22 protein-coding genes and 2 pseudogenes are annotated in these 23,280 nt (G+C 62.1%); 9 read left to right on the top strand and 15 right to left on the bottom strand.

What is annotated here, in order from left to right; genetic code table 11:
* Positions 1 to 168 precede the first annotated feature (168 nt).
* On the bottom strand, positions 169 to 957 hold the full coding sequence (locus YA0848_RS33790) for an SDR family NAD(P)-dependent oxidoreductase (RefSeq protein ID WP_034097298.1): 789 nt from the start codon (positions 955 to 957) through the stop codon (positions 169 to 171).
* Positions 958 to 1,094: 137 nt separating this feature from the next.
* On the opposite strand from YA0848_RS33790, the gene YA0848_RS33785 reads away from it, so the two are divergent.
* Complete coding sequence (locus YA0848_RS33785) at positions 1,095 to 1,673, top strand: TetR/AcrR family transcriptional regulator (RefSeq protein WP_169869082.1); 579 nt, start codon at positions 1,095 to 1,097, stop codon at positions 1,671 to 1,673.
* Positions 1,674 to 1,784: 111 nt separating this feature from the next.
* On the opposite strand, the pseudogene YA0848_RS33780 reads toward YA0848_RS33785, so the two are convergent.
* Together YA0848_RS33780 and YA0848_RS33775 are read right to left on the bottom strand one after the other, a co-directional pair.
* Positions 1,785 to 1,970 (bottom strand): annotated as a pseudogene (locus YA0848_RS33780) (general stress protein); the annotation flags it as partial.
* 199 nt (positions 1,971 to 2,169) lie between these two features.
* A pseudogene (locus YA0848_RS33775) lies at positions 2,170 to 2,322 on the bottom strand (general stress protein); the annotation flags it as partial.
* Positions 2,323 to 2,666: 344 nt separating this feature from the next.
* On the opposite strand from YA0848_RS33775, the gene YA0848_RS33770 reads away from it, so the two are divergent.
* The 4 genes from YA0848_RS33770 to YA0848_RS33755 all read left to right on the top strand — a co-directional run bounded on the left by YA0848_RS33770 (position 2,667) and on the right by YA0848_RS33755 (position 4,422).
* On the top strand, positions 2,667 to 2,888 hold the full coding sequence (locus tag YA0848_RS33770; RefSeq protein WP_034097303.1) for a PLD nuclease N-terminal domain-containing protein: 222 nt from the start codon (positions 2,667 to 2,669) through the stop codon (positions 2,886 to 2,888).
* A 7-nt stretch (positions 2,889 to 2,895) separates the two neighbouring features.
* The gene (locus YA0848_RS33765; RefSeq protein WP_099312867.1) at positions 2,896 to 3,414 is read left to right on the top strand and encodes a hypothetical protein; all 519 of its coding nucleotides are present in this window, start codon (positions 2,896 to 2,898) and stop codon (positions 3,412 to 3,414) included.
* 8 nt (positions 3,415 to 3,422) lie between these two features.
* A complete protein-coding gene (locus tag YA0848_RS33760) occupies positions 3,423 to 3,866 on the top strand; it encodes a DUF421 domain-containing protein (RefSeq protein WP_034097307.1) in 444 nt (147 codons plus the stop codon).
* 64 nt (positions 3,867 to 3,930) lie between these two features.
* Positions 3,931 to 4,422, top strand: coding sequence for a CinA family protein (locus tag YA0848_RS33755; RefSeq protein WP_099312866.1), 492 nt, complete (start codon positions 3,931 to 3,933; stop codon positions 4,420 to 4,422).
* A 77-nt stretch (positions 4,423 to 4,499) separates the two neighbouring features.
* On the opposite strand, the gene YA0848_RS33750 is transcribed toward YA0848_RS33755, so the two are convergent.
* From YA0848_RS33750 to YA0848_RS33735, 4 genes are all read right to left on the bottom strand, one after another.
* A complete protein-coding gene (locus YA0848_RS33750) occupies positions 4,500 to 5,843 on the bottom strand; it encodes a c-type cytochrome (RefSeq protein WP_169903915.1) in 1,344 nt (447 codons plus the stop codon).
* Positions 5,844 to 5,859: 16 nt separating this feature from the next.
* A complete protein-coding gene (locus tag YA0848_RS33745; protein WP_169903914.1) occupies positions 5,860 to 8,097 on the bottom strand; it encodes a xanthine dehydrogenase family protein molybdopterin-binding subunit in 2,238 nt (745 codons plus the stop codon).
* Complete coding sequence (locus YA0848_RS33740; protein WP_034112956.1) at positions 8,097 to 8,555, bottom strand: (2Fe-2S)-binding protein; 459 nt, start codon at positions 8,553 to 8,555, stop codon at positions 8,097 to 8,099. The genes YA0848_RS33745 and YA0848_RS33740 overlap by 1 nt, the downstream gene beginning before the upstream one ends.
* 198 nt (positions 8,556 to 8,753) lie before the next feature.
* Positions 8,754 to 9,653 carry a LysR family transcriptional regulator gene (locus YA0848_RS33735; protein ID WP_034137784.1) on the bottom strand — a complete coding sequence of 300 codons (900 nt, stop codon included), beginning with the start codon at positions 9,651 to 9,653 and terminating at the stop codon, positions 8,754 to 8,756.
* Between the two features lie 70 nt (positions 9,654 to 9,723).
* Here YA0848_RS33735 and YA0848_RS33730 point away from each other — a divergent pair, with 70 nt between their 5' ends.
* Complete coding sequence (locus YA0848_RS33730) at positions 9,724 to 11,118, top strand: MFS transporter (RefSeq protein ID WP_416146535.1); 1,395 nt, start codon at positions 9,724 to 9,726, stop codon at positions 11,116 to 11,118.
* Positions 11,115 to 12,389: a glucarate dehydratase family protein gene (locus tag YA0848_RS33725; protein ID WP_169903912.1), complete on the top strand. Its 1,275-nt coding sequence runs from the start codon at positions 11,115 to 11,117 to the stop codon at positions 12,387 to 12,389. Before YA0848_RS33730 ends, YA0848_RS33725 begins: the two co-directional genes overlap by 4 nt.
* A gap of 31 nt (positions 12,390 to 12,420) precedes the next feature.
* Here YA0848_RS33725 and YA0848_RS33720 read toward each other — a convergent pair whose 3' ends face one another.
* On the bottom strand, positions 12,421 to 12,717 hold the full coding sequence (locus YA0848_RS33720) for a hypothetical protein (RefSeq protein ID WP_052198945.1): 297 nt from the start codon (positions 12,715 to 12,717) through the stop codon (positions 12,421 to 12,423).
* Between the two features lie 198 nt (positions 12,718 to 12,915).
* Between YA0848_RS33720 and YA0848_RS33715 the strand changes: the two genes are divergently transcribed.
* A complete protein-coding gene (locus YA0848_RS33715; RefSeq protein WP_169903911.1) occupies positions 12,916 to 13,692 on the top strand; it encodes an ABC transporter substrate-binding protein in 777 nt (258 codons plus the stop codon).
* A gap of 412 nt (positions 13,693 to 14,104) precedes the next feature.
* Here the strand turns inward: YA0848_RS33715 and YA0848_RS33710 are convergent, their stop codons facing one another.
* The 4 genes from YA0848_RS33710 to YA0848_RS33695 form a co-directional block, all read right to left on the bottom strand.
* The gene (locus YA0848_RS33710; RefSeq protein WP_034137788.1) at positions 14,105 to 14,731 is read right to left on the bottom strand and encodes a helix-turn-helix transcriptional regulator; all 627 of its coding nucleotides are present in this window, start codon (positions 14,729 to 14,731) and stop codon (positions 14,105 to 14,107) included.
* On the bottom strand, positions 14,731 to 15,864 hold the full coding sequence (locus tag YA0848_RS33705; RefSeq protein ID WP_169903910.1) for an NAD(P)/FAD-dependent oxidoreductase: 1,134 nt from the start codon (positions 15,862 to 15,864) through the stop codon (positions 14,731 to 14,733). Before YA0848_RS33705 ends, YA0848_RS33710 begins: the two co-directional genes overlap by 1 nt.
* Positions 15,861 to 16,796, bottom strand: a complete 936-nt coding sequence (locus YA0848_RS33700) for an ornithine cyclodeaminase family protein (protein ID WP_169903909.1) — start codon at positions 16,794 to 16,796, stop codon at positions 15,861 to 15,863. The genes YA0848_RS33705 and YA0848_RS33700 overlap by 4 nt, the downstream gene beginning before the upstream one ends.
* 67 nt (positions 16,797 to 16,863) lie before the next feature.
* Positions 16,864 to 17,802 (bottom strand): LysR family transcriptional regulator, encoded by a 939-nt coding sequence (locus YA0848_RS33695; protein WP_034097327.1) that lies wholly within the window; start codon positions 17,800 to 17,802, stop codon positions 16,864 to 16,866.
* A gap of 108 nt (positions 17,803 to 17,910) precedes the next feature.
* Here YA0848_RS33695 and YA0848_RS33690 point away from each other — a divergent pair, with 108 nt between their 5' ends.
* Complete coding sequence (locus YA0848_RS33690; protein ID WP_034097329.1) at positions 17,911 to 19,410, top strand: CoA-acylating methylmalonate-semialdehyde dehydrogenase; 1,500 nt, start codon at positions 17,911 to 17,913, stop codon at positions 19,408 to 19,410.
* Between the two features lie 137 nt (positions 19,411 to 19,547).
* Here the strand turns inward: YA0848_RS33690 and YA0848_RS33685 are convergent, their stop codons facing one another.
* From YA0848_RS33685 to xylF, 3 genes are read right to left on the bottom strand one after another with little or no spacing between them, the layout of a single operon-like run.
* Complete coding sequence (locus tag YA0848_RS33685) at positions 19,548 to 20,684, bottom strand: sugar ABC transporter permease (protein WP_099312885.1); 1,137 nt, start codon at positions 20,682 to 20,684, stop codon at positions 19,548 to 19,550.
* Positions 20,685 to 22,241, bottom strand: a complete 1,557-nt coding sequence (xylG, locus tag YA0848_RS33680) for a D-xylose ABC transporter ATP-binding protein (RefSeq protein WP_169903908.1) — start codon at positions 22,239 to 22,241, stop codon at positions 20,685 to 20,687.
* The gene (gene xylF, locus YA0848_RS33675; protein ID WP_034097344.1) at positions 22,238 to 23,239 is read right to left on the bottom strand and encodes a D-xylose ABC transporter substrate-binding protein; all 1,002 of its coding nucleotides are present in this window, start codon (positions 23,237 to 23,239) and stop codon (positions 22,238 to 22,240) included. Before xylF ends, xylG begins: the two co-directional genes overlap by 4 nt.
* Positions 23,240 to 23,280 lie beyond the last annotated feature (41 nt).

Below are 23,280 nucleotides of genomic sequence, written 5' to 3'. Positions count from 1 at the left end.
CTGGCCGTCGGGTTTGAGCACCCCGCGGCTTTTTCACGCCCTCATAGCCGCTCAGCACCTGTTCAAAGCCAATATCCGGGGCTTTGCCGTAGCGTTTGAAGGCCAGTGCTTTCAAAACTGCCTTGGGCCCGATGCCATTGAAGGAAATGAGCGGCTAATGACGTTTGCTCAGGACTGCGCCTGATACCGCTCGGCGGCGCGCGCCTGGCGGATATCCGAGAGCAGCCCCTGGCGCGCCTGATCCAGTTGATCCCAACGACCTTCGACGTGCAGCGGCGGGATGGTCACTGGCTCGCGGCGGTCGAACCCCAGCAGCGCCGCGTCCACCAGCTCATCCACGTCCATCACTTCCGGCAGTGCGTTAATGTCGATGCCGGCGCGTTCCCAGATTTCGGTGCGGGTGGCGGCGGGCAGAACGGCTTGGATGTACACGCCCTTGGCGGCCAATTCCACGGTCAACCCTTGGGACAGGAACAGGACGAATGCCTTCGTCGCGCCATACACCGACATGCCGAACTCAGGCGCAAAACCCACCACCGAGCCCAGGTTGATGATCGAACCGCTACCGGTCTGCGCAAAGCGCGGTGCCACGGCGGCGGCCAGACGCGTCAGCGCCACCACGTTCAGCGCGATCAATTGGTCGAGCGCCTGGGCACTCTGGTCAACGATGCCACCGGACTGCGCCATGCCTGCGTTATTGATCAGGATGCCGATACGGGCGTCCTCTCGCAGGCGGGTTTCCAGCGCAGCGAGGTCGGCGGCCTGGGTCAAGTCGGCCTGAAACACCTCCACGGCCACGCCGTTTTCCTCGCGCAGTTGCGCGGCCAGTGTTTCCAGGCGCGCGTTGTCGCGAGCCACCAGCACCAGGTCATGGCCACGGCGGGCGAAGCGCTTGGCATAGGTAGCACCGATGCCGGAGGAGGCGCCAGTGATCAGAACAGCGGGGAGCGAAGTCATGGTGAGTATCCTAAGGAATGCCGCAGTGATGGGGAATTGCGCTAATGATTACGACCGAAATCTAAAAAGTCAACGTTTTGATGTTGGTCGACATCAATGTATGCTTGCGGCCTGTACGGATAAGTTTCAGGTGGACGATGAAAGTCTCTAAACAACAGGCCCAGGCCAATCGCGCGCACATCGTGCAAACCGCCTCCGCGCTGTTTCGCGAGCGTGGTTATGACGGTGTGGGCATCGCTGACTTGATGGCAGCGGCAGGGTTTACCCAAGGTGGGTTCTACAAACACTTCGAATCCAAGGCCGACCTGATGGCGCAAGCGTCGGCGTGCGGCCTGGCAGAGTCCGCCGCCCGCACAGCGGGGGCGTCAACCGAAGCATTCGTGAACCTTTACTTGTCGCGTGAACACCGCGATCAGCGCGCTACGGGGTGCACACTGGCGGCGTTATGCAGTGACGCGGCACGCAAAGAAGACGAGGTTCGCGCTGCATTTGCCGCCGGCATCGAGGCCCAACTGAGCGCGATGCACGCGGCAAAAGCCGACGGTGAAGAACAAGACCCGGCGACGACGCGTGCCGCCAACCTTGCGTTGATGGCACAGGTGCTGGGTGGGTTGATCATGTCACGGGCCTGCCCGGACGACTCGGCGCTGGCCGATGAAATCCTGGCGGCGTGTCGTGCAGACATCCAAGGGCACCAAGACGAGGAGCAATCCTGAGGACTAACCCCGGGCGCGCTGTTGCAGCGTGCTGAGCCGTTAGAGCCCGGCGTCAGCACACAGGCTTAGAGAAAAAACAGGGGAGCGGCGTGGCTCCCCTGTATTGGCGCCTCAACTGCTGCGCCCGCCACCGTGGCTGTGTTCCCCTCCTTTACGTCCGGCTTGGAAGGCTTTTTCACGGTCGTTGGCAAAGTTGCCACCGCTGTGTTGGCCGCCTTTACTGCCGGCTTCGGCGGCCCGTTGTGGATCGTTCTTGAAGTTCCCTCCACTGTGTTGGCCGCCTTTGCTGCCCGCTTCGTTAACGCTTGTTTGGCCTTTTTTATCCTGAGTGCTCATTGTCATTTACCTCATGGTTATAAAGGTTATGCAGCTTTCATTAGTGAAGTTGCCTTTGGCGCACGCTAATCGGTTAAGCGTGCTGTTCAGTCTTGATGTATAGGCAAGCTTTAGAACGTCACGAAAGTTGCATCTGTATCGCGCCCGTGTGCTGGCGAACTTACGACGTGCGGCCGCCGCCATGGCTGTGCTGTCCGCCTTTGCGTCCAGCTTGGGCGGCTTTTTCGCGGTCGTTGGCAAAGTTGCCGCCGGACGCCTGGCCGCCTTTACGCCCGGCCTCGGCTGCGCGTTCATGATCATTGGCGAAGTTGCCAGGGTTTTTATTACTGGTAGGCATGATGCATCTCCACTATTTAATCAAGGTTGGTTATATGAGTGCCCATCGCAACAACGGGCATTAACTCCGATAACGGCACTGACGGGAATGTTTGAAGAATTTTTGAAAATGGCGATGAGCGGTAGTTGCTCAAAATAACTTGTACAAAATGGTCTTTTTAATGCCGCTTCGTATAAGTTTTTAATGTGTCGGTGTGGTCTTTGATATTGAACTGATAGCTGTTATGCCGCTTCGCTTAGTTGCCGCTTCGCTTGCATTTAGAGTGAACCTGTACACTCGGTGCAGGGCCTAAACGTGCATCACTGAATAGGAGGTGCCGTATGCAAACCACTTATTTCTGGGCAGGCGTGGCCGTCATTCTGGTATTGCTCGACCTGTGGATCATCAACAGCGTCTGGCGCAGCAGCAAAACCTCGCGCACTAAGCTGGGATGGACCGCATTGGTGATCCTGCTGCCGTTGGTCGGTGCGGTTATCTGGAGCATTGCCGGTCCGCGGGGTGTGACCAAGGGGCCGTCGTCACCCGAACACAGCAAAGGTTGATAACGACATGGAGAGCGGAGAGCCTCAGGGCGAACTGTGCAGTCGCCGTGACCCGGTGCGCGAAGACATGGCTCTTCAGCGCAAAGTCTGGCGCTTCGAGCGTTGGGGCTGGTACGGGTTGCTGCTGTTGGTGGCGTTGACCTTGGGCGGCTTGTTTTCAAAAGGGCCGCTCAGTGAGGCCCAGGTGCACAGTGCCGATAGTCAGGTGCGCGTGGAGCATCAACGCTTCCTGCGTAACGGTGCATCCGACACGCTGGTGATCCACTTACGCGGTCAACCCAACACCGCGCTTGAGGCGCGCATCGAAGGCGAGTTGCTCCAAGGGTTCAACGTCGAGATGCTGCAACCACAACCGCTCAAGGCCAGCGCGGCGGGTCAGGGGGTCAAGCTGTGGGTACTCAGCGACGCAGATGGCCAGGCAGTTTTGCGTCTGAATCTGCGCAGTGACGGCGTAGGCCGTTTCGACACTCAAGTGGCGCTGGGCGCAGGGGCGGCGCTGCAATTTTCTCAGTTCATTTATCCCTAGGGGTACACATGGATTCAGTGTTGCGCGCCGCCGCCATTTACCTGGTGCTGATGGTGCTGTTCAAAATTGCCGGTCGGCGCTCCCTGGCCGAACTCACCACCTTCGATCTGGTGCTGCTGATGGTCATCGGCGAGGCCACCCAGCAAGCCTTGTTGGGCGATGATTTTTCCCTGACCAATGCGGTGTTGGTGATTGCGACACTGATCGCCATCGACATCGGGTTGTCCCTGATCAAACAACGGTTCACCTGGTTGGCCCGGGTACTCGATGGCGGGCCAACGGTGCTGGTGGAGCATGGCCGTTTGCTGCCCGAACGCCTCAAGCGTGCCCGGCTGGATGCCGAGGATGTATTGGAGGCCGCGCGCTCTGCCCAGGGCATCGTCGAACTGCGGCAGATCCGCTTCGCCATTCTTGAACGCAACGGCAAGATCTCCGTGATTCCTTATGAGTGACGCCGTCTAGCTCTATCAGCGCACGCAGTGTGCGGGCCGAAGACTTTTGCAAGGAGGAAAGACCATGTCCATCGCCGCAGCCACCATTGACTGCCTGAAACAACACCGCTTGCTGCTCACCACCGCCGAGTCGTGCACGGCCGGCAAGATCATTACGTTGCTGTCCCAAGTCGAGGGCAGTGGTGCATGTATCGAGTGCGGGTACGTGGTGTATTCCGAGGAGGCCAAGCAACGCTTATTGGGCGTCAGTGCCTACACCATCAAGACGTTCAACCTCACCAGCTGCGAAGTGGCCCGTGAAATGGCCCAGGGTGCCTTACGCGACAGCCCTGCCCAGGTGGCGGTTGCCACTACCGGCCTGCTGGGGCCTGACAGCATCGACGGCATTCCACCGGGCACCGTGTGCTTTGCCTGGGCTTATCACCTCAACGGCGCGGTCAAGGTATTCAGCCGCAAGGAACGCTTCATCGGTTCGCGCGAACAGGTGCAGGTGCTTGCCGCTGAATACGCGTTGAAAGGCGTGGCGCGTTTTCTGGATGAGGCAGTAGGCCGTTAGGCGCGGCAGTGCTGCGGCCTTGGCGGGCAAGCTTTGCATCTGCAGAGCTTGCCCGCTCGTTGGTGTGACGCCGCAGATCAGCGCATCTGCAAGATGATCGGCGTGCTGCTCGCCGGATCGGTGTGCTCGCGCAGTTTGCCCACGTCCTTGGCCTCGACCGCGCTGCCGTGGTTGCCCCAGGTGCTACGCACGTAGGTCAGCACTTCGGCGATGTCCTGGTCGGACAGTTGCTCGCGGAAGGCCGGCATGCGATAGGCGTCCGGAACGCCGGCGGCTACTACGCGCTGGGCGCCGTTGAGGGTGATGTTGATGGCCGAGGCGGTTTCTGTGGCCAGGGCCGAAGTGGCGCCCGCCAGTGGCGGCATCCAATCGGGCTGGCCTTTGCCGTCCAGGCCATGGCAGGAGGCGCAGCGGGTGGCGTAGGTGTGGGCTCCGGGAGCATCCGGGCGGGCGTTGGCGGCCACGGCCTGATAGGCCCAGGGTGCGCCGTCGCGCTGTGGGTCGCCAGGCAGTGACTTGAGGTAGCGGGCGATGGCCGCCAGGTCGTCGTCGCTCATGAACTGAGTCGAGTTGTTGAACGCTTCAGTCATCGAACCGTACACCACCGCGTGCTGGTTGCGGCCGGTCTTGAGGAACTGCACGATCTGCGCCTCGTTCCAGCGGCCCAGACCGGTGTTAGGGTCCTGGCGCAGGCTGGGGGCGTACCAGCCGTCGAGCAGGGCGCCGGCGAGGAACGGCTTACCGGCTTCGTCCAGCGCTTTCTCATTGAAGGCCAGGCCGCGCGGGGTGTGGCAACTGCCGCAATGGCCGGGGCCCTGGACGATGTAGGCGCCACGGTTCCACAACGCATCCTGGGCCGGTTTGGCCGCATAGGGGGTGTTTGGCGCGAACAGCCCGTTCCACAGCGCAATCGGCCAGCGCATGTTCAGCGGCCAGGGGATGTCGCTGGGGAGGTTGGCCTGGTTGGCCGGTTGTACGCCCTTCATAAAGAAGGCGTACAGCGACCGCACGTCATCGTCACTGAGCTTGGCATAGGAGGGGTAGGGCATGGCCGGGTACAGCCGCCGCCCGCCCGGCGCTACGCCGTGACGCACCGCGCGGTCGAAGTCGGCGAGGCTGTAACGGCCGATGCCATGGGTAGGGTCCGGGGTCACGTTGGTGGCGTGGATATTACCCAGCGGCGTGGCCATTTCCAGGCCACCGGCGAACGGCGCCTTGCCGGGCAGGCTGTGGCAGGCCACGCAGTCGCTCAGGCGCGCGACGTACTCGCCACGGCTGACCAGGGCAGGGTCAAATTCGGCGGCTGGCGCCTGCTCGAACGCGGTAACAGGCTGGCGGGTGACATACCACGCCAGCGCGCCGGCGGCGACCAGGCAGGGCACGGCCAACCAGCCGAGGGTTCTTGCGAATCGGTTATTCATGGGCGGTCTCGGTCGGTCAGCTGAAAGTGTGTCGGCTCAATGGCAGGCTGCGCACGCGCTGGCCAGTCAGTTGCGCCACGGCATTGACCACCGCTGGCGCCACCGCCGGTAGCGGAGGTTCGCCGATGCCGCCCATTTTTTCGCCGCTTTCCACGATCTTCACATGCACCTGGGCCATCCGCGAAGGTGGCAGGATCGGGTAAAGGTCGTAATTGCGCGCCCGTGGCTTGCCGTCCACATACACCGCTTCTTCCAGTAAGGTTTGCGACAGGCCCAGGGCCACGGCACCGTTGACCTGCGCCTCGACGATGGCCGGGTTGACGATGCTGCCCGGATCGATGGCTTCCCAGATGTGATGGACCTTGACCTGGCCTTTGTCGATCGACACCTCGGCGATCACCGCCGCATGGGAGCCGAACGGCGAAGCCATGGCCACGCCCCGCGCGCGGCGGGTGCCGTCTTCGGCGGTGTAGGGGCCGCGCTTCCAGCCGCCGGACAACTCGGCCACCGCCTTGAGCAGCGTGGTCAGGCGCGGATTGTCACGCAGCAGGTGCAGGCGCAGGTCGTACGGGTCGCGGCCGCCTTTGTCGGCCAGCTCGTCGAGGAACGCTTCGTAGAAGAAGTCGTTGAGGGAATTGCCCACCGAACGCCAGTAGCCGAGCATGGCCGGGCCTTTGACGTAGATCTGCGCGATGCGCTTGTTGGGGATCGCGTAACTCTTGCCCGACAACCCTTCGAGCGCCGTGGGGTCGAGTTTGTCGCCCTGTTTGCCGGCAATGGCTTCAGTAGGGCCTTCGGTGGCACTCACTGCTTCGATGGCCACGGGCAGGCCGTCGGCGTCCAGCGCGGCGCGGAACTTGACCACCGCCACCGGGCGCAAGACATCGCGCAGGAATTCTTCCTCACGGCTCCAGATCAACTTAACCGGGCGACCTACCGCCTTGGCCAGCGCGATGGCCTGGGGGTAGGGGCTGGCCGAGTCATACAGGAAGTGCCGACCGAAGAAACCGCCCAACAGCGGCGAATGCAGATGAATGCGCTCCGGCGCCAGGCCGGTGCGTTTGGCAATGTCAGCGCGGAACATGTCTGGCGCCTGGTTGGGCAGCCAGATATCCAGCGAACCGTCCGGGTTGAAGCGCGCCAGCGCCGACGGCGGCTCCAGTTGCGCGTGGTTGACATATTGGTTGTGGTAGGTCGCTTCGACCTTGGTTTTGGCGCTGGACAGCGCGCCGGCCACATCGCCTTCGTTTTCATCGTCACGGGCCGGGCCTTGCTGGGCCGCGAGGAAATCACGGTAAGCGTCGCTGGAAAAATCCGCCGGCATCGCTCGCACCGTTGAGTCGGCAGTCGGTTCCTGCCAGTCCACTTGGATCGCTTCCACCGCGCGCTTGGCATGCCACCAACGCTCGGCCACCACCGCCACCGCGCCGGGTAATTGATGCACGGAATGCACGCCCTTCATGGCCTCCACCTGAGCCTGGTTGCGCAGGCCGCCGACCGTCATGCCCAGGCGCGGCGCGTGCTGCACGGCGGCATGGAGCATACCGTCGACTTTCAGGTCGATGCTGTACTGGGCCTTGCCGGTGGACTTGTCATAGGCGTCCACGCGTTTGACCGGTTTGCCGATCCAGCGGAATTGGCTGGGGTCGCGCAGGGTGACGCTGGCCGGGTCGGGCACCGGCATGTCCAGGGCGCGGCCGGCCAACTCGCCGTAGCCCAGCGAGCGGCCGGACGCGGCATGCACCACGCGGCCTGGCTGGGTGGTCAACTGTGCCACCGGCACGCCGAGCTGTTCGGCACCGGCCTGCAGCAACATGGCGCGGGCGAGGGCGCCAAGGCGGCGCATGGTCGGGTAACTCATGCGCACCGACATGCTGCCGCCGGTGATGCGCATGCCGTTTTCCATCACCACATAGGCGTCGCCGGGTGGCGCGGCTTCGACGATGAAAGTGGCGGGGTCGGCGTCCAGCTCTTCGCCGACGATTTGCGCCATGGCGGTATGGGTGCCTTGGCCGCCTTCCATGAACGGGCTGAGCAGGCGCACGCTGCCGTCGGGGCGAATCTCCAGAAACGCCGGCACCTGGGTGCCGCGCTCGGCGCTTGCGCCGGCAGCGGCCTGGGCTCTGGACGCGCCCAGCGGCAGGCCGAAACCAATGACCAGCGCGCCGACGGCGGTACTGGCCAGAAAACGCCGCCGGGACAGGTTGATCGGTTCGCCGAGGGGCGGGCCGGGGATCAGTTCAGGCGTGTTCATCAGGCGTGCTCCTTCCCGGTGGCCAGGTCCTGCACGGCGGCGTGAATGGCGTTATAGGTGCCGCAGCGGCACAGGTTGACCATCGCCGCATCGATCTGCTCCACCGTGGGCGCCGGGGTGTGCTTGAGCAGCGCCGTGGCAGCCATCACCTGCCCGGACTGGCAGTAACCGCACTGCGCCACTTGATGCTCGACCCAGGCGCTGACCACGCGTTTGCCGACCTCATCGGCTTCGATCGCTTCGATGGTAGTGACCTCACGGCCCACTACCCCGGCCACCGGCGTCACGCACGCACGCACCACGTTGCCGTCCACCAGCACCGAGCAGGCGCCACATTGAGCCAGACCGCAGCCGTACTTGGTGCCGGTCAGCCCCAAGTCATCGCGGATCACCCACAGCAACGGCGTGTCGGCGTCGGCATCGACCTGGTAGGTCTTCTGGTTGATTCGTAGCTCCATGGCTGGCTCACCTGCTGATCTTCGGTTAGGGGTACGGTTTTTCTTATAGGGAGGGCGATAGATCGCCCATCGTCGAACTCTAGTCGACTGCGCCAGGGCTATCTATCCGAGCACCTGAAAGTTCGGAGGATCAGGCAAGTATTCGAGAGGATTGGATGACTGTCGGCTGTCAATGTATTCGTGCAGGTAGCCTCGCGTTCAGGCCCAACCCTCGCGCACGGCGTTGCGGATGCCCTCCAGCAGCATTGCGAATGCTGGGTTGTCGTTGTCTTCGCGCCAGATCAGGTGCAGTTCGCTCTGCGCCCCTTCGCCTAGATCAATGTCGCGGAACACCACGTTTTTGAACACCACGCTGCTGGCGCAGCGCGGTACCAGGGCCAGGCCCATGCCGGCATTGACCAGGGCCAGGATGGTCAGTGAGGAGCCCAGCCATTGCACGTAGTCCGGCGCGACGCGCGCCGAGCGCAGCAGGCCGGTAAGCAGTTCGTTGAACGGCGGGTAAGCGGCGTGGGCGTACATCAGGAAAGGTTGCGCGTCCAGGTCCTGCACGCTGACCGACTCGGCATGGGCCAGGCGATGCGCGCTCGGCACCGCCAGCACAAAGGGCTCGCGCACCAGGCATTCGGTGGCGTAGCCCGGTTCCAGCAACGGCGCGCGCACGATGCCCAGGTCGATGCGCCGTGCGCGCAGGGCTTCGTATTGTTGATAGGTATTCATCTCCGACAGGTCGATTTTGACCTGGGGCTGCTTGAGCCGCGCTTCGGCAATCACCTTGGGCAGAAACTCATACACCGCGCTGCCGACGAAGCTGATATTGACCGTGCCAATGTCGCCTTCGGCGAAGCGTCGCGCGGTGATTGCCGCTTGTTGGGCGCGTTCGAGCAGGTTCTGCGCTTCGATGAAAAACGCCCGGCCGGCGGCGGTGAGGGTGACGCTGCGGGTAGTCCGCGCAAACAACGCCACGCCCAAATGATGCTCAAGCAATTGGATCTGCCGGCTCAGCGGCGGTTGGGTCATGTTCAGGCGTTCGGCGGCGCGGCGGAAATTCAGCTCGGTGGCCACCGTGGTAAAGCAGCGCAGTTGCGTCAACTCGAACATTGATCTAATCCCGGTATCAATCCCATGCCAAGTTAGATTAGACGGGAACAATGACCGACGTCCATGATCGATGCGTCCCTACAAAAACAATCATCGGGAGTCGCCCTTGGATACCTTCCACAATCCGCCGGACCCCGCCGTGCTTGCCCGCGCGGCCGCCAAGGTCAAGCGCCATGTGCTGCCGCTGTTCGTGGTGATGTTTATCGTCAACTACATCGACCGGGTCAACATCGGCTTTGTGCGCAGCCACATGGAGACCGACCTGGGAATTGGCGCAGCGGCCTACGGTCTGGGGGCCGGGTTGTTCTTCATTGGGTATGCGATTTTCGAAGTGCCGTCCAATCTGTTGTTGCAACGCTACGGCGCGCGGGCCTGGCTGACGCGCATCATGTTCACCTGGGGCGCGGCCGCGATGGCCATGGCCTTTGTGCAGGGCGAGACGAGTTTCTACGTGCTGCGCTTTATTCTCGGCGCCGCCGAAGCGGGTTTTTTCCCCGGCATCATTTATTACTTCACCCAGTGGCTGCCGGCCGCCGAGCGTGGCAAGGCCATGGCGGTATTTTTGAGCGGCTCGGCCATCGCCTCGGTGATTTCCGGGCCGGTGTCGGGTGCGCTGTTGAACGTGAGGGGCCTGAGCCTGCACGGCTGGCAGTGGATGTTCCTGATCGAGGGGTTTGCCTCCATCGTGCTCTGCGGGTTTGTGTGGTGTTGGCTGCAGTCCCATCCCCGCGAGGCGACCTGGCTCAGCGCGCAAGAAAAATACGCATTGGTCAGCGCCATCGACCATGAGCAGCAGGCCCGTGAAGCCGCCCAGGTCAGCCGCCCGTCGATGTTCAAGCTGTTGGCCGACAGACAGATCGCGCTGTTTTGTTTCATCTACTTCTCGATCGCCCTGACCATCTACGGCGCCACGTTTTGGCTACCGAGCATGATCAAGAAAATGGGCAACCTGGGGGACTTCCAGGTGGGCCTGTTCAATTCAATTCCGTGGTTGATTTCCATCGTCGCGATGTACGGCTTTGCTTCCCTGGCCAGCAAGTGGAGGCGCCAGCAGGCTTGGGTCGCACTGATGCTGGTGATCGCGGCGCTGGGCATGTTTATGTCGACCGTTGGCGGGCCGGTGTTCGCCTTTGTTGCGATCTGTTTTGCCGCGATTGGATTCAAAGCCGCCTCGGCGCTGTTTTGGCCCATCCCCCAGGGTTATCTGGATGCGCGGATCGCGGCAGCAGTGATCGCCTTGATCAATTCGGTGGGCAACCTCGGAGGTTTTGTTGCGCCTACCACCTTCGGCCTGCTTGAGCAGACCACTGGTTCCATCGAGGGCGGGCTGTATGGCCTGGCAGCGACCTCGCTGGTGGCGGCGGTGCTGGTGTTTTTTGCCCGAACCGCGCCGCACGGCGGTGTGCCGCCCACGTCCGCCCATCATCACGCCTTGCGTCCAGGCCCACAGGGAGCCGCCTCTTGAAAATCGTCCGCGTCACCGTCACCCCGATTGCTTTTCGCGATGCGCCGTTGCTTAACGCCAGCGGTATCCATGAACCCTTTGCCCTGCGCTCAATCATCGAAGTGGAGAGTGACACCGGCTATATCGGCCTTGGCGAAAGCTACGGCGATGCCCCGGCGCTGGCGATCCAGCAACGGGTGCAACCGCAGTTGATCGGGCTCGATCCGTTCAACCTCAACGGCCTGCGCGCTATCGTCCAGGCCACCGTCGCCGCCCACGCACCCACAAGCCTGCCCGGAGCCGAACTGGCACCGGGTTCCCACGCCAGCAAAGCCGTGAGCAATGCTTATTCGGCGTTCGAAGTGGCCTTACTCGACTTGCAAGCCCATGCCTTGAATGTGCCACTGGTGGACCTGCTGGGTGGGGCGATCCGCGAACGCATCCCTTTCAGTGCCTATCTGTTCTTCAAATACGCCGAGCATGTCGATTCGCCCTACGCACCCGACCACTGGGGCGAGGCGCTTAATGAGCAGCAGATCGTCGCCCAGGCCCGGCACATGATCGACAGCTACGGTTTCAAAAGCATCAAACTCAAGGCCGGTGCACTGGACCCCGAGCATGAAGTGGCGTGTATCAAGGCGCTGAAAAAAGCCTTCCCAGGCGTGCCGCTGCGCATCGACCCGAATGGCAACTGGTCCCTCGACACGGCAATCCGCATGGCCGAGTTGCTGGGCGACGACCTGCAGTATTACGAAGATCCGACCCCCGGCCTCGATGGCATGGCCGACCTGCACAAACGCACCGGGTTAGCGTTGGCGACCAACATGGTGGTCACCGACTTTGATGAGTTTCGCCGCAGCGTGGCGCAAAACAGTGTGCAGATCGTGCTTGCGGACCACCATTACTGGGGCGGCCTGCGTGACACCCAGGTGCTCGCCAGGATGTGCCAGACCTTCGGCCTGGGCGTGTCGATGCACTCCAACTCGCACCTGGGCATCAGCCTGATGGCGATGGCCCATGTGGCGGCTTCAGTGCCCAATCTTGACTACGCCTGCGACACCCACTACCCCTGGCAAGAGCCGGACGAGGAGGTGATCAAGGGCGGCAAAGTGCCGATTGTCGACGGTTGTGTGCAGCTCACCCGCGCCCCCGGCCTGGGTCTTGAGCTGGACCATGACCAGTTGGGCAAGCTGCATGATCAGTACCTGAGCTGCGGTATCCGCCAGCGCGATGACGTGAAACAGATGCAGCGCTATCAGCCGGATTGGAAAGCCGTCAAACCCCGTTATTGAAGCTGGTCGCTTCGTTTGCCCGACCGCGCAGTCATGTGCCGTCGGGTTTTTTTTGCTCCGCGGTTTTGGGCGGACGCGGGTCGGCACGTTCCTGCTCCATGGCGCGGCGAATGCGCATCAGGTCCTGATATGCCTCGGTGCGCTTAGCGTCGGCCACTTGCTTGGCCTCGGTAAAGCGCAACCACGCGGCGGCATCCGCCAGGCTGGTGCCGATAATGTCGTAGGCCGCCTGCTCCAGGCGGTCGGCTTCGAAAAACAGTTCGGTGTTTCTCGCCAGTTGTGCATCCCAATCGGATGGTTGCGACGCTTGACGCTTGTTTGCTGCCATGGCGCTTGCCTCCAGGTCGTCCTTGAGTATTGAGGCAGCGGCGGGCCTGATCGTTCAAATTAGTACAGGGGAGGGGAGCGACGAGGTGGATTTGACGGGTTGTACATAAAAGTCCAGTATGGATTTATAAGTACAAAAGCAATGCTGCATTTTTTCTTCACTCTTGCCAAAACCCACAACAACTTGCGAGATACCTCCATGAAGAAACGCGCCCTGATCCCCACCCTGGCCCTCAGCCTGTTTGCGTCCAGCCATGTGCTGGCCGCCGAGAAGACCCTGCGTATTGGCATCGAAGCGGCATATCCGCCGTTTGCCTCCAAGACCGAGGAGGGCAAGATCGTCGGCTTCGACTACGACATCGGCAATGCCCTGTGTGCGCAGATGAAGGTCAAGTGTGTGTGGGTCGAAGGCGAGTTCGATGGCCTGATTCCTTCCCTCAAAGTGAAGAAAATCGACATGGCCTTGTCGTCCATGACCATTAACGAAGACCGTAAGAAGTCGGTGGATTTCACCCACAAGTACTACTTCACTTCATCGCGCCTGGTGATGAAGGACGGCGCGGTGGTGGATGACCAGTACGCCAGCCTCAAGGGCAAGACCGTCGGCGTGCAGCGCGCCACCACCACCGACCGTTACGCCACCGAGGTGTTCGAGCCCAAGGGCATTAACGTCAAGCGTTACAGCAATAACGAAGAAATCTACATGGACCTGGCGGCGGGGCGCCTGGATGCGATCTTTGCCGACACCATCCCATTGAACGACTTCCTGCAGATGCCGCGGGGCAAGGGCTACGCCTTTGTCGGCCCGGAACTCAAAGACCCGAAATACGTGGGTGAAGGCGCGGGAGTCGCGGTGCGTAAGGGCAATGCCGCGTTGGTCGGCGAACTCAACAGTGCCATCGACGGGATTCGCGCCAGTGGCGAGTATCAGAAAATCTCGCAGCAGTACTTCAAGTCGGATATCTACGGCGACTGAAAGACCGCCATCGGGGGCAAGCCCCCTCCCACAGGGTATGGCTGATGCCCGGTGCTCTAAGTGTGGGAGAGGGCCTCCTTCCAAAGGCAATTCCCCTTCCACAGCGTATGGCTGATGCCCGGTGTTTCAAGTGTGGGAGAGGGCCTCCTCCCACAGGCAATTCCCCTTTCACAGGGTATGACTGATGCCCGGTGTTCCAAGTGTGGGAGAGGGCCTCCTCCCACAGGCAATTCCCCTTTCACAGGGTATGACTGATGTCCGGTGCTCCAAGTGTGGGAGAGGGCAGGCCTCCTCCTACAGGCAATTCCCTGTTCCACAGGGTATGGCTGGTGCCTGGTGCTCCAAGTGTGGGAGGGGGCTTGCCCCCGATAAAGTCAGTCACCACTGCAATCAGGCCCGTTACCTCATTCGATCAGCCCTTGAGCTCCTTCAAGTGCTTGTAGACCGTCGCCCGCCCCATGCCCAGCACATTGGCCACGTAGTTCGAGGCGCTCTTGCCCTTGAACGCGCCTTCGGCGTGCAGGGCCAGTACCAGTTCGCGTTTGTGGTCGCGGGTCAGCAGGTTCAGGCTCAGTTGACGTTCGCGCAGCCAAGCGTGGAGGAAGGTGTTGATGCGCTCCTGCCAGTCATCGCGAAACAGGGCGTCCGGCTGCGGGATCAGTTTGCTCGGTGACAGGAACAGGTCCAGCGCAGCCTTGGCGTTTTCGAACAGGGAGATATTCAAGTTGATGCACAGCACCGCCAACGGACGATCCTGAGCGTCGCGCAGGACAGTGCTCAGGCTGCGAATTTTCTGACCGTCCCAGTTGAGCTTTTCGTACGGGCCGATATTCACTTCGCTGATTTCCTCGCTGAGCATGTCCTCCAGCGCCGAGTCATCGCCGATGGCGCGTTTAGACAGGTTGTTGGCGATGTAATCGACGGTTTGTGTGCGCAGGTCATGCAGCACTACTTCGGCGTGGGGGAAAAACAGCGTGGCGATCGCATCGGCAATCGCGCGGAAATTCTGCAGGGCTTTGTCGTGTTCGGCGGTGTTCATCAATGGGGCTCCAGGCGGGCGGGGGAAAGCATATCAGCGTCCAGACCGAAGCGGGTCAGTGCCTGGGGCAGCGGTACTCCGCGCACCAGTGCCGCGCTGGCCTGGCCCATGGCCGGTGAAGTCTGAATCCCATAACCGCCTTGCGCCGCGACCCAGTACAGCCCCGGCACCTGGGGATCGAAGCCGCTGAGCAGATCGCCATCGTGCACAAAACTGCGCAGCCCGGCCCAGGTGCGAGTGGGGCGGCGGATGCTCAGGGTGGTGGCTTCTTCGATCTGGTAGATGCCCATGGCGATATCCAACTCTTCGGGCTGCACATCCTGTGCCTGCACCGGGTCGGCATTGGCCGGCGAGCCGAGGAACATGCCAGCGTCGGGCTTCATGTAGAAGGCTTCGTCCAGCGCTACGAGCATCGGCCAGGCATGGCTGTCCACGCCTTCGGGGCCGGCGAAGATAAATGCCGAGCGGCGCTTGGGTTGCAGGCCGATGGACGCGGCGCCGGCCAGTCCGCCGATATGGTCGGCCCAGGCGCCGGCGGCGTTGATGATGATTGGCGCGGTGAAGGTGGCGTCCTGGGTGCTGACCTGCCAGAGCCCGGCACTGTCGCGACTCAAGCCCAGCACCTCGCTGTCGGTGCGCACTTCGCCGCCATTGCGCCGGATACCGCGCAGATAGCCTTGGTGCAGGGCGTCGGTGTCGATGTCGCTGGCGGTGGGGTCGTAGATCGCGCCGTGGACTTTTTCCCGCCGCAGGATCGGTAACATCTCACAGGCTTCATCGACGCTCAGTTGCACGACCTGTTCCACAGTGGCCTTGGCGCTCAGATATTGCGCGTTCAATTCGGCCGGGTCGCCGCTGAAGTCCACGGTCATTTCGCCCCGTGGCGTGAGCAGCGGGTGTTCACAGAAACCGGCAGGCGGATGGTCGAAAAAGTCGCGGCTGGCCAGGGTCAGCGCGCGCACTTGCGGGGTGCCATAGGCGGCGGTATAGAGCGCCGCCGAACGCCCGGTGGAGTGATAGGCCGGGTGGCTTTCACGTTCCAGCACGATCACCTTGCCGTGGGGCGATAACCAGAAACCCGTGGAGGCGCCGGCAATGCCACCGCCGATGATGAGGTAGTCCGCGTGGTTCATAGCTGTCTCCAGAGGGCATTGGCCAGGGCGATGTCTTCCAGGCCCAGGCCGATGGAACGGAAGAAGACGTGGCGATCATAGGTCGGGCGCGGCACCAGGTCACTGAGCAGCTCGGATAGGTCGCCAAGCACCATGCGCGGGTGCCAGCCGTGCTGTTCGGCGGCGATCAGCATTTCGCCGGCTGCGGCGGGGGAGGTCTGGCGATAGTCGCAGAACACCTGCATGCCCGTGAGGCTGTGGGGCGGCACTTCATGGGCGCGCGGGGCATTGGTGCTGATGGAGGTGATCAGCGCCGGTTTGCTCAGGCGTGTCGGGTCGAGCACGGGGCCCGCCGAGGAGGTACACAGCAGGATCACATCGGCGTCGTCCACGGCGGCCTCGCAGCTGGCGGCGATGCTCAGGCGCGGGTCCAGGCAGTGGAGGGCGTCGTGATTGGCCGTGACCGCGCTGGGCGAAAACAGACGGATGCTCTGCCAGTCCCGCAGGTTCTTCACATACTGCACGTGGGCCTGGGCGACTTTGCCGCTGCCGATAATCGCCAAGCGTTGGGCCTGCGGTGCGGCCAGTGCGTCCACCGCCAACGCCGTGGCGGCGGCGGTGCGCGCGGTGGTCAGTTCGGCGGCGTCGCACAACAACAACGGCTGGCCGGTGTGCATCGACATCAGCAGCGTCCACGCCGTTACCAGCGGCCCTTGTTCGCGCACGATGTAGGGCGAAGTCTTGACCCCATACACACCCTCATTGGCCAACACACCGAGGTAGTTGATGAAATCACCGGCGCCGTGGGGGAACTGCACAAGCTGCTGCGCTGGCTGCACCGCGTGCCCGGCCGCCAGATCGCGAAACAGCGCGCGCAGGATCTGCGGTACGTCGAGGCGGGCCAGGTGTTCGCGGGCCTGGGTCTGGTCGATCACAAAAGGAGGAGTGAGCATGGGTGTCTCCGGCGTAAACTAATTTGTCCATTATGGACTTTTAGTTCTTTCTGGCAACGGATAAGTTTTACCCTTTGAATGCAAACCCACCGGATAGCCTGTCTTTCAGATACCCCACCAACGCACTTACCGACTTGGGCACATGGGGTGAGTACGGGCGGATCAAATAGATTTCATCGGCAAACGCGCCCTTGAGCGTCCAGCCCTTGAGCACCTGTACCAGTTTGCCGCTGGCCAGCGCGGCGTGGGCGCTGAAGTCCGGGAGCAGGGCGATGCCCAGGTGGTGCAGGGCCGCATCGCGCAAGGCTTCGCTGTTGTTGGTGGCGAAGCTGCCAGCGATGGGCACGGTGATGCGTTCGACGGTTTTGTGGTTGCGTTCGAAGGTCCAGGCCGGTTGGTCGGCGCCGCGCGGGTAGAACAGGCAGTTGTGCGCCGACAGCTCGCCGGGCTCGCGCGGTTCGCCGTGGCGTTGAAGGTAATCCTGAGTGGCCACCAGCACCGAGCCGGTGTCGCACAGCTTCCAGGCCACATGGGTTTCCGGCACCTGAAAACCATGACGTACCGCCAGGTCATAGCCTTCGGCGGCGAGTGAACTGAGGGCATCGGACACGTCCAGTTGGATACGCACCTGCGGGTACTGTTGCAGGAACCCTGACAGGTGCGGCACCAATTGCTGGCGGGCAAATGCCACTGGCGCGGTGAGGCGCACCAGGCCGCGGATCTCTCCTGCGGCGTCGCGCACCGACGAAAAGCTGCGGGCAATCTGTTCGTAGGCACTGCGCACGTCACGGGTCAATGAATGCCCTGCATCGGTCAGCCGCACACTGCGGGTGGTGCGCGTCACCAGGCGGGTACCGGTGGCTTTTTCCAGGTCGGAAATACGTTGGCTTACGGCCGACTTACTTACCCCCAGACGCGCGGCGGCGGCGGTGTAGGTGCCGTGTTCTTCCAGCACGGAAAGCCAGTGTATGTGGGTCCACAATCCTTCGATCTCGGATTTTTCCATGGCTGTATTGTTCGCCTATAAGGACAATAAGTTCTGGATTCTGCTCTGGTTGGGAACAAAGCGAAAGCCTAAGGTGTGTACCAACGCTAACCACCTGGATCGACTGCCATGACCCACACCATTGAGCACTACATCAACGACCAGCGCGTTTCCCGCGATGATCGCTACCAGGATGTCTACAACCCGGCCACCGGCGAGAAAACCGCCCGCGTTGCGCTGGCCAGCCACCAGACTGTGTCCGAAGCCGTCGCTGCCGCCCAGGCCGCTTTCGCCGGCTGGGCCGACACCCCGCCGATCCGCCGCGCCCGCGTACTGTTCCAGTACCTGCACCTGCTGCGTGAACGCAAAGACGACCTGGCGCGGATCATCGTCGCCGAACATGGCAAGGTGTTCACCGACGCCCAGGGCGAAGTCGACCGTGGCATCGATATCCTCGAATTCGCCTGCGGCATTCCCAACCTGCTCAAGGGCGAGCATTCCGACCAGGTTTCCCGGGGCATGGACAACTGGACTATGCGCCAACCCCTGGGCGTGGTGGCGGGCGTTACGCCGTTCAACTTCCCGGTGATGGTGCCTATGTGGATGTACCCCATCGCCATTGCAGCGGGTAACACCTTCATCCTCAAACCCAGCCCCACCGACCCGAGTGCGTCGTTGTTCATGGCCGAGCTTCTGCGTGAAGCCGGCCTGCCCAAGGGCGTGTTCAACGTGGTGCAAGGCGACAAGGAAGCGGTGGATGCACTGATCGAACACCCGGACGTCAAGGCCGTGAGCTTCGTCGGCTCTACACCGATTGCGCAGTACATCTACGAAACCGGCGCGCGGCACGGTAAGCGCGTGCAGGGCCTGGGCGGCGCGAAAAACCACATGGTGGTAATGCCCGACGCCGACATCGAAAAAACCGTCGACGCCTTGATGGGCGCCGCTTACGGCAGTGCCGGCGAACGCTGCATGGCGATTTCCGTGGCGGTGCTGGTGGGCGATGTGGGTGACAAAGTTATCGCCGCCCTGACCGAACGCGCCAAGCACCTGCGCATTACCGACGGCCGCGACCTTAAAGCCGAAATGGGCCCCATCGTCTCCCGCGCAGCCCTGGAACGCATCAGCGGCTACATCGAACAAGGCGTGCAAGCCGGCGCACAACTGCTGCTGGACGGCCGCGACTACGTGCCCAACGAACCGGGCCTGGAAAACGGCTTCTGGCTCGGCGCGACACTGTTCGACCACGTGACCAAAGAGATGAGCATCTACCGCGAAGAAATCTTCGGCCCGGTACTGGCCTGCGTGCGCGTGAATGACTTCGCCGAAGCGGTAAAACTGGTTAACGACCACGAGTTCGGCAACGGCGTCAGCTGCTTCACCCGCGACGGCCACATCGCCCGCGAATTTGCACGACGCATCGAAGTGGGCATGGTCGGCATCAACGTCCCGATCCCGGTGCCGATGGCCTGGCACGGCTTTGGTGGTTGGAAGAAAAGCCTGTTCGGCGACATGCATGCTTACGGCACTGAAGGCGTGCGCTTCTACACCAAGCAGAAGTCGATTATGCAGCGCTGGTCGGAGAGCATCGAACAGGGTGCTGAGTTTGCGATGCCGGTTTCCAAATAACATAGTTGGGAGGGTAAATGTGGGAGGGGGCTTGCCCCCCGATTGCTGCGGATCAGCTAACAATAATTTGGCTGACCCACTGCTATCGGGGGCAAGCCCCCTCCCACAGGCGTTATGTGTTGCTGGTGAGAATGGCTTTAACGCCGACCCGCCCGCGTACTCACATCCACCCACACCGCCAACACCAAAATGCTGCCCTTCACAATCATCTGCCAGTAACTGTCCACGTCCAGCATCGACATGCCGTTGTCCAGGCTGGTAATCACCAGCGCCCCCAGCAATGCGCCATATACCGTGCCGGAGCCGCCGCGCATTGATGTGCCGCCGATAAAGCAGGCGGCGATGGCGTCCAATTCGCCCATATTGCCCGCCGACGGTGAGCCCGCCGCCAAACGTGCGGTGTTGACCAGGCCGGCGAAGGCGCACATGACGCCCATGATGCCGAAGATCCACAATTTGACCGCCTGCACGTTGATGCCCGACAGCCGCGTGGCTTCCATGTTGCTGCCCACCGCATACACGCGGCGGCCGAATACGGTCTGGCTGGTGACGTAGCTGAACACGCCGAGCAGCACCAGTAACAGCAACACCGGCACGGGAATGCCGTCGTAGCTGTTGAGGGTGGTAACGAACCCGGCCAGCACTGCGCCGATCACCACCACCCGCAGCACGTCGCGCATCAATGAGTGCGCGGCCAGCCCATGCAGTGCGCGGTTGCGTCGTTGTTTCCAGGTCAAGAAGAGTGTGAGGGCAAACAGCAAAAGCCCCAGCCCAACCCCCACGGTATGCGGCAGATAGCCCTGGCCCACGTACACCAGCGATGGTGACACTGGCGCGATGGTGGTGCCGCCGGTGATCCCCAGCAGAACCCCGCGAAACGCCAGCATGCCGCCCAAGCCGACGATAAACGACGGGATGCGCAGGTAGGCCGTCATATAGCCGTTGGCCAGGCCGATCATCAGGCCGCACAGCGCCACCAGGCTCACATTGGCCAGCAGCGGAATGTGGTAGACCACGTCCAGGATCGCCGCCAGCCCACCCAGCAAGCCCAACAATGAACCCACCGACAAGTCGATCTCGCCGCTGATAATCACCAGCACCATGCCGCAGGCCAGGATGCCGGTGATGGACATCTGCCGCAGCAGGTTGGACAGGTTACGCGGCGTGAGGAAGCCGCCCTCGGTCTGCCAGCTGAAAAACAGCCAGATCACCGCCACGGCAATCACCAGGGCGAGCATTTTGTAGCGGGTGAACAGCTGTTTGACCTGATTCATCTACGCGGTTTTCCGATTGTTATTGTTTTGGCTGAGCGCGGCGGCGAGGACCTGTTCCTGGGTGAGCCCCTGGTTGATGAAGTCGCCGCGCAACTGACCGTCGCCGATTACCAGCACGCGGTCGGACACCCCCAGCACTTCGGCCAGTTCCGAGGACACCATGATGATCGCCACGCCTTCGGCGGCCAGCGCCCCCATCAGCTTGTAGATTTCATACTTGGCGCCCACGTCCACCCCGCGCGTGGGCTCGTCGAGGATCAGCACTTTGGGCTGGGTCATCAGCATTTTCGCCAGCACGGCTTTTTGCTGATTGCCGCCGGACAGGCTGGTGATCGGCAAAAACGGGCTGGCGGTCTTGAGGTGCATGCGCGTGATTTGCCGGTCGATACTGCCCAGCTCAGCCTCGGCGTCGATGCGGGTCAGGTGCGCGTAGGTGTCGAGCACCGCCAAGGTGATGTTCTGGCCCACGCCGAGGTCGGGGATGATGCCTTGGCGCTTGCGATCTTCGGGCACCATGCACAACCCGGCGCGGATCGATTTGAGCGGCGTGCGCGTATCGATCAGCTCGCCGTCCAGCCACACTTCGGCGCTGTAGCGGCCGGGGTAGGCACCGAACAGGGCTGATACCAGTTCGGTACGCCCGGCGCCCACCAGCCCGGCAATACCGAGGATTTCCCCGCGCTTGAGCGCAAAGGAAATATCGTCGACGCGTTTGCGCTTGGGGTTGTCCAGGTCGTAGCAGGTCACGTGGCGCGCCTCGAACATCACCTCGCCGACGTCATGGGGCTCGGTGGGGTAGAGGTTGCTCATCTCGCGGCCGACCATCTGGGTGATGATGCGCGGGATGTCCATATCGGCCATGGCCGTGGTTGCGATGTGCTTGCCGTCGCGGATCACCGTGATGGTGTCGCACACCGCCGCCACTTCATCGAGTTTGTGGGAGATATAGACGCAGGCCACCCCCTTGGCCTTGAGGTCGCGGATGATGTCCAGTAGCACCTCGATTTCCGAGCGGGTCAGGGCCGAGGAGGGCTCGTCGAGAATCAACAGGCGCGCCTGTTTGTTCAGGGCCTTGGCGATTTCCACCAGTTGCTGGTAACCGCCGCCGTACTGCGACACCGGTAGCGCCACGTTGATGTCCGGCACTTTGAGTTCACGCATCAAGGCTTCGGCGCGGTGCAGCATCGCCGGGTAGTTCATGCGTCCACCCGGCAAGGTCAGCTCGTGCCCCATAAAGATGTTTTCGGCCACTGACAGATCGGGCACCAGGGTCAACTCCTGGTGGATGATCACAATGCCGGCGGCCTCGGTTTCGCTGATGGACTGCGCCTTGAGCGGCTGCCCATCCCAGAGGATTTCCCCCTCCCAGGTGCCGTGGGGATAGACCGCCGACAGCACCTTCATCAAGGTAGATTTACCGGCACCGTTCTCGCCGCACAGGCCGACACATTCCCCCGGCCGCACCTTGATGTCGATACCGTTCAGCGCGTGGACACCGCCAAAGGTTTTGACGATGCCGTTCATTTGCAGCAGGTAGTCGGCAGCCATGGCGGTCATTGCCCGCCGATCTGCTCTTTGGTGTAGAAACCGTCCTTCTCCAGCAGGTCGATATTGGCCTTGGTCAGTGGAGTGGGCGTGAGCAGGATGGTGTCGACCTTCTTGCTGCCGTTGTCGTATTGCGAGCTGTAGGTGGGCTTCTCGTTACGCGCCAGTTGCACCGAGAGCTTGGCCGCTTCGGTGGCGATCAGCTTGAGGGGCTTGTACACGGTCATGGTCTGGGTGCCGTCGATCACGCGTTTGACGGCGGCGAGGTCGGCGTCCTGGCCGGAGATCGGCACCTTGCCCGCCAGCTTCTGCGCGGCCAGGGCCTGGATCGCACCGCCGGCGGTGGCGTCGTTGGAGGCGACAATCGCGTCGATTTTGTTGTTGTTCCGGGTTAGGGCGTTTTCGACGATGCTCAGAGCTTCGGTGGGGTTCCATTCCTTGACCCATTGCTGGCCGACCACCTTGATATCGCCCTTGTCGATGGCCGGTTGCAACACCTTCATCTGGCCTTCGCGCAGCACCTTGGCGTTGTTATCGGTAGGCGCGCCGCCGAGCAGGAAGTAATTACCCTTGGGCGCCGCCTGCAGCACGCCGCTGGCCTGCATCTCGCCGACTTTTTCGTTATCGAAGGAAATGTAGGCGTCGATGTCGGCGTTGAGGATCAGACGGTCATAGGACACCACCTTGATCCCGGCCTTCTTGGCTTCGGCGACCGCGTTGGTCAGCACCGTGGCGTTGAACGGCACGATCACGATCACATCGACGCCACGGGAAATCAGGTTCTCGATCTGGGAAATCTGCTTTTGCTCGTTGGCATCGGCGGACTGCACAAAGACTTTGGCATCGAGTTTTTCCGCTGCTGCCACGAAATAATCGCGGTCGCGGGACCAGCGCTCCAGGCGCAGGTCATCGATGGAAAAGCCAATTTTCGGATGGGCCGGGTCGGCCATCACCGGCAGGGCGAGCAGGGCCAGGGCGGTGGCGAGCAGGGTACGTTTGAATGACTTCATGGTGGTGCGTCCTTTTATTGTTGTTGGAAAGACACTGGGTG

The organism is Pseudomonas sp. S4_EA_1b (genome assembly GCF_016307435.1).
Lineage (GTDB): Bacteria > Pseudomonadota > Gammaproteobacteria > Pseudomonadales > Pseudomonadaceae > Aquipseudomonas > Aquipseudomonas rhodesiae.
Note: the sequence above shows the minus strand (reverse complement) of the source record. Positions and strands in the feature narration are given on the sequence as shown.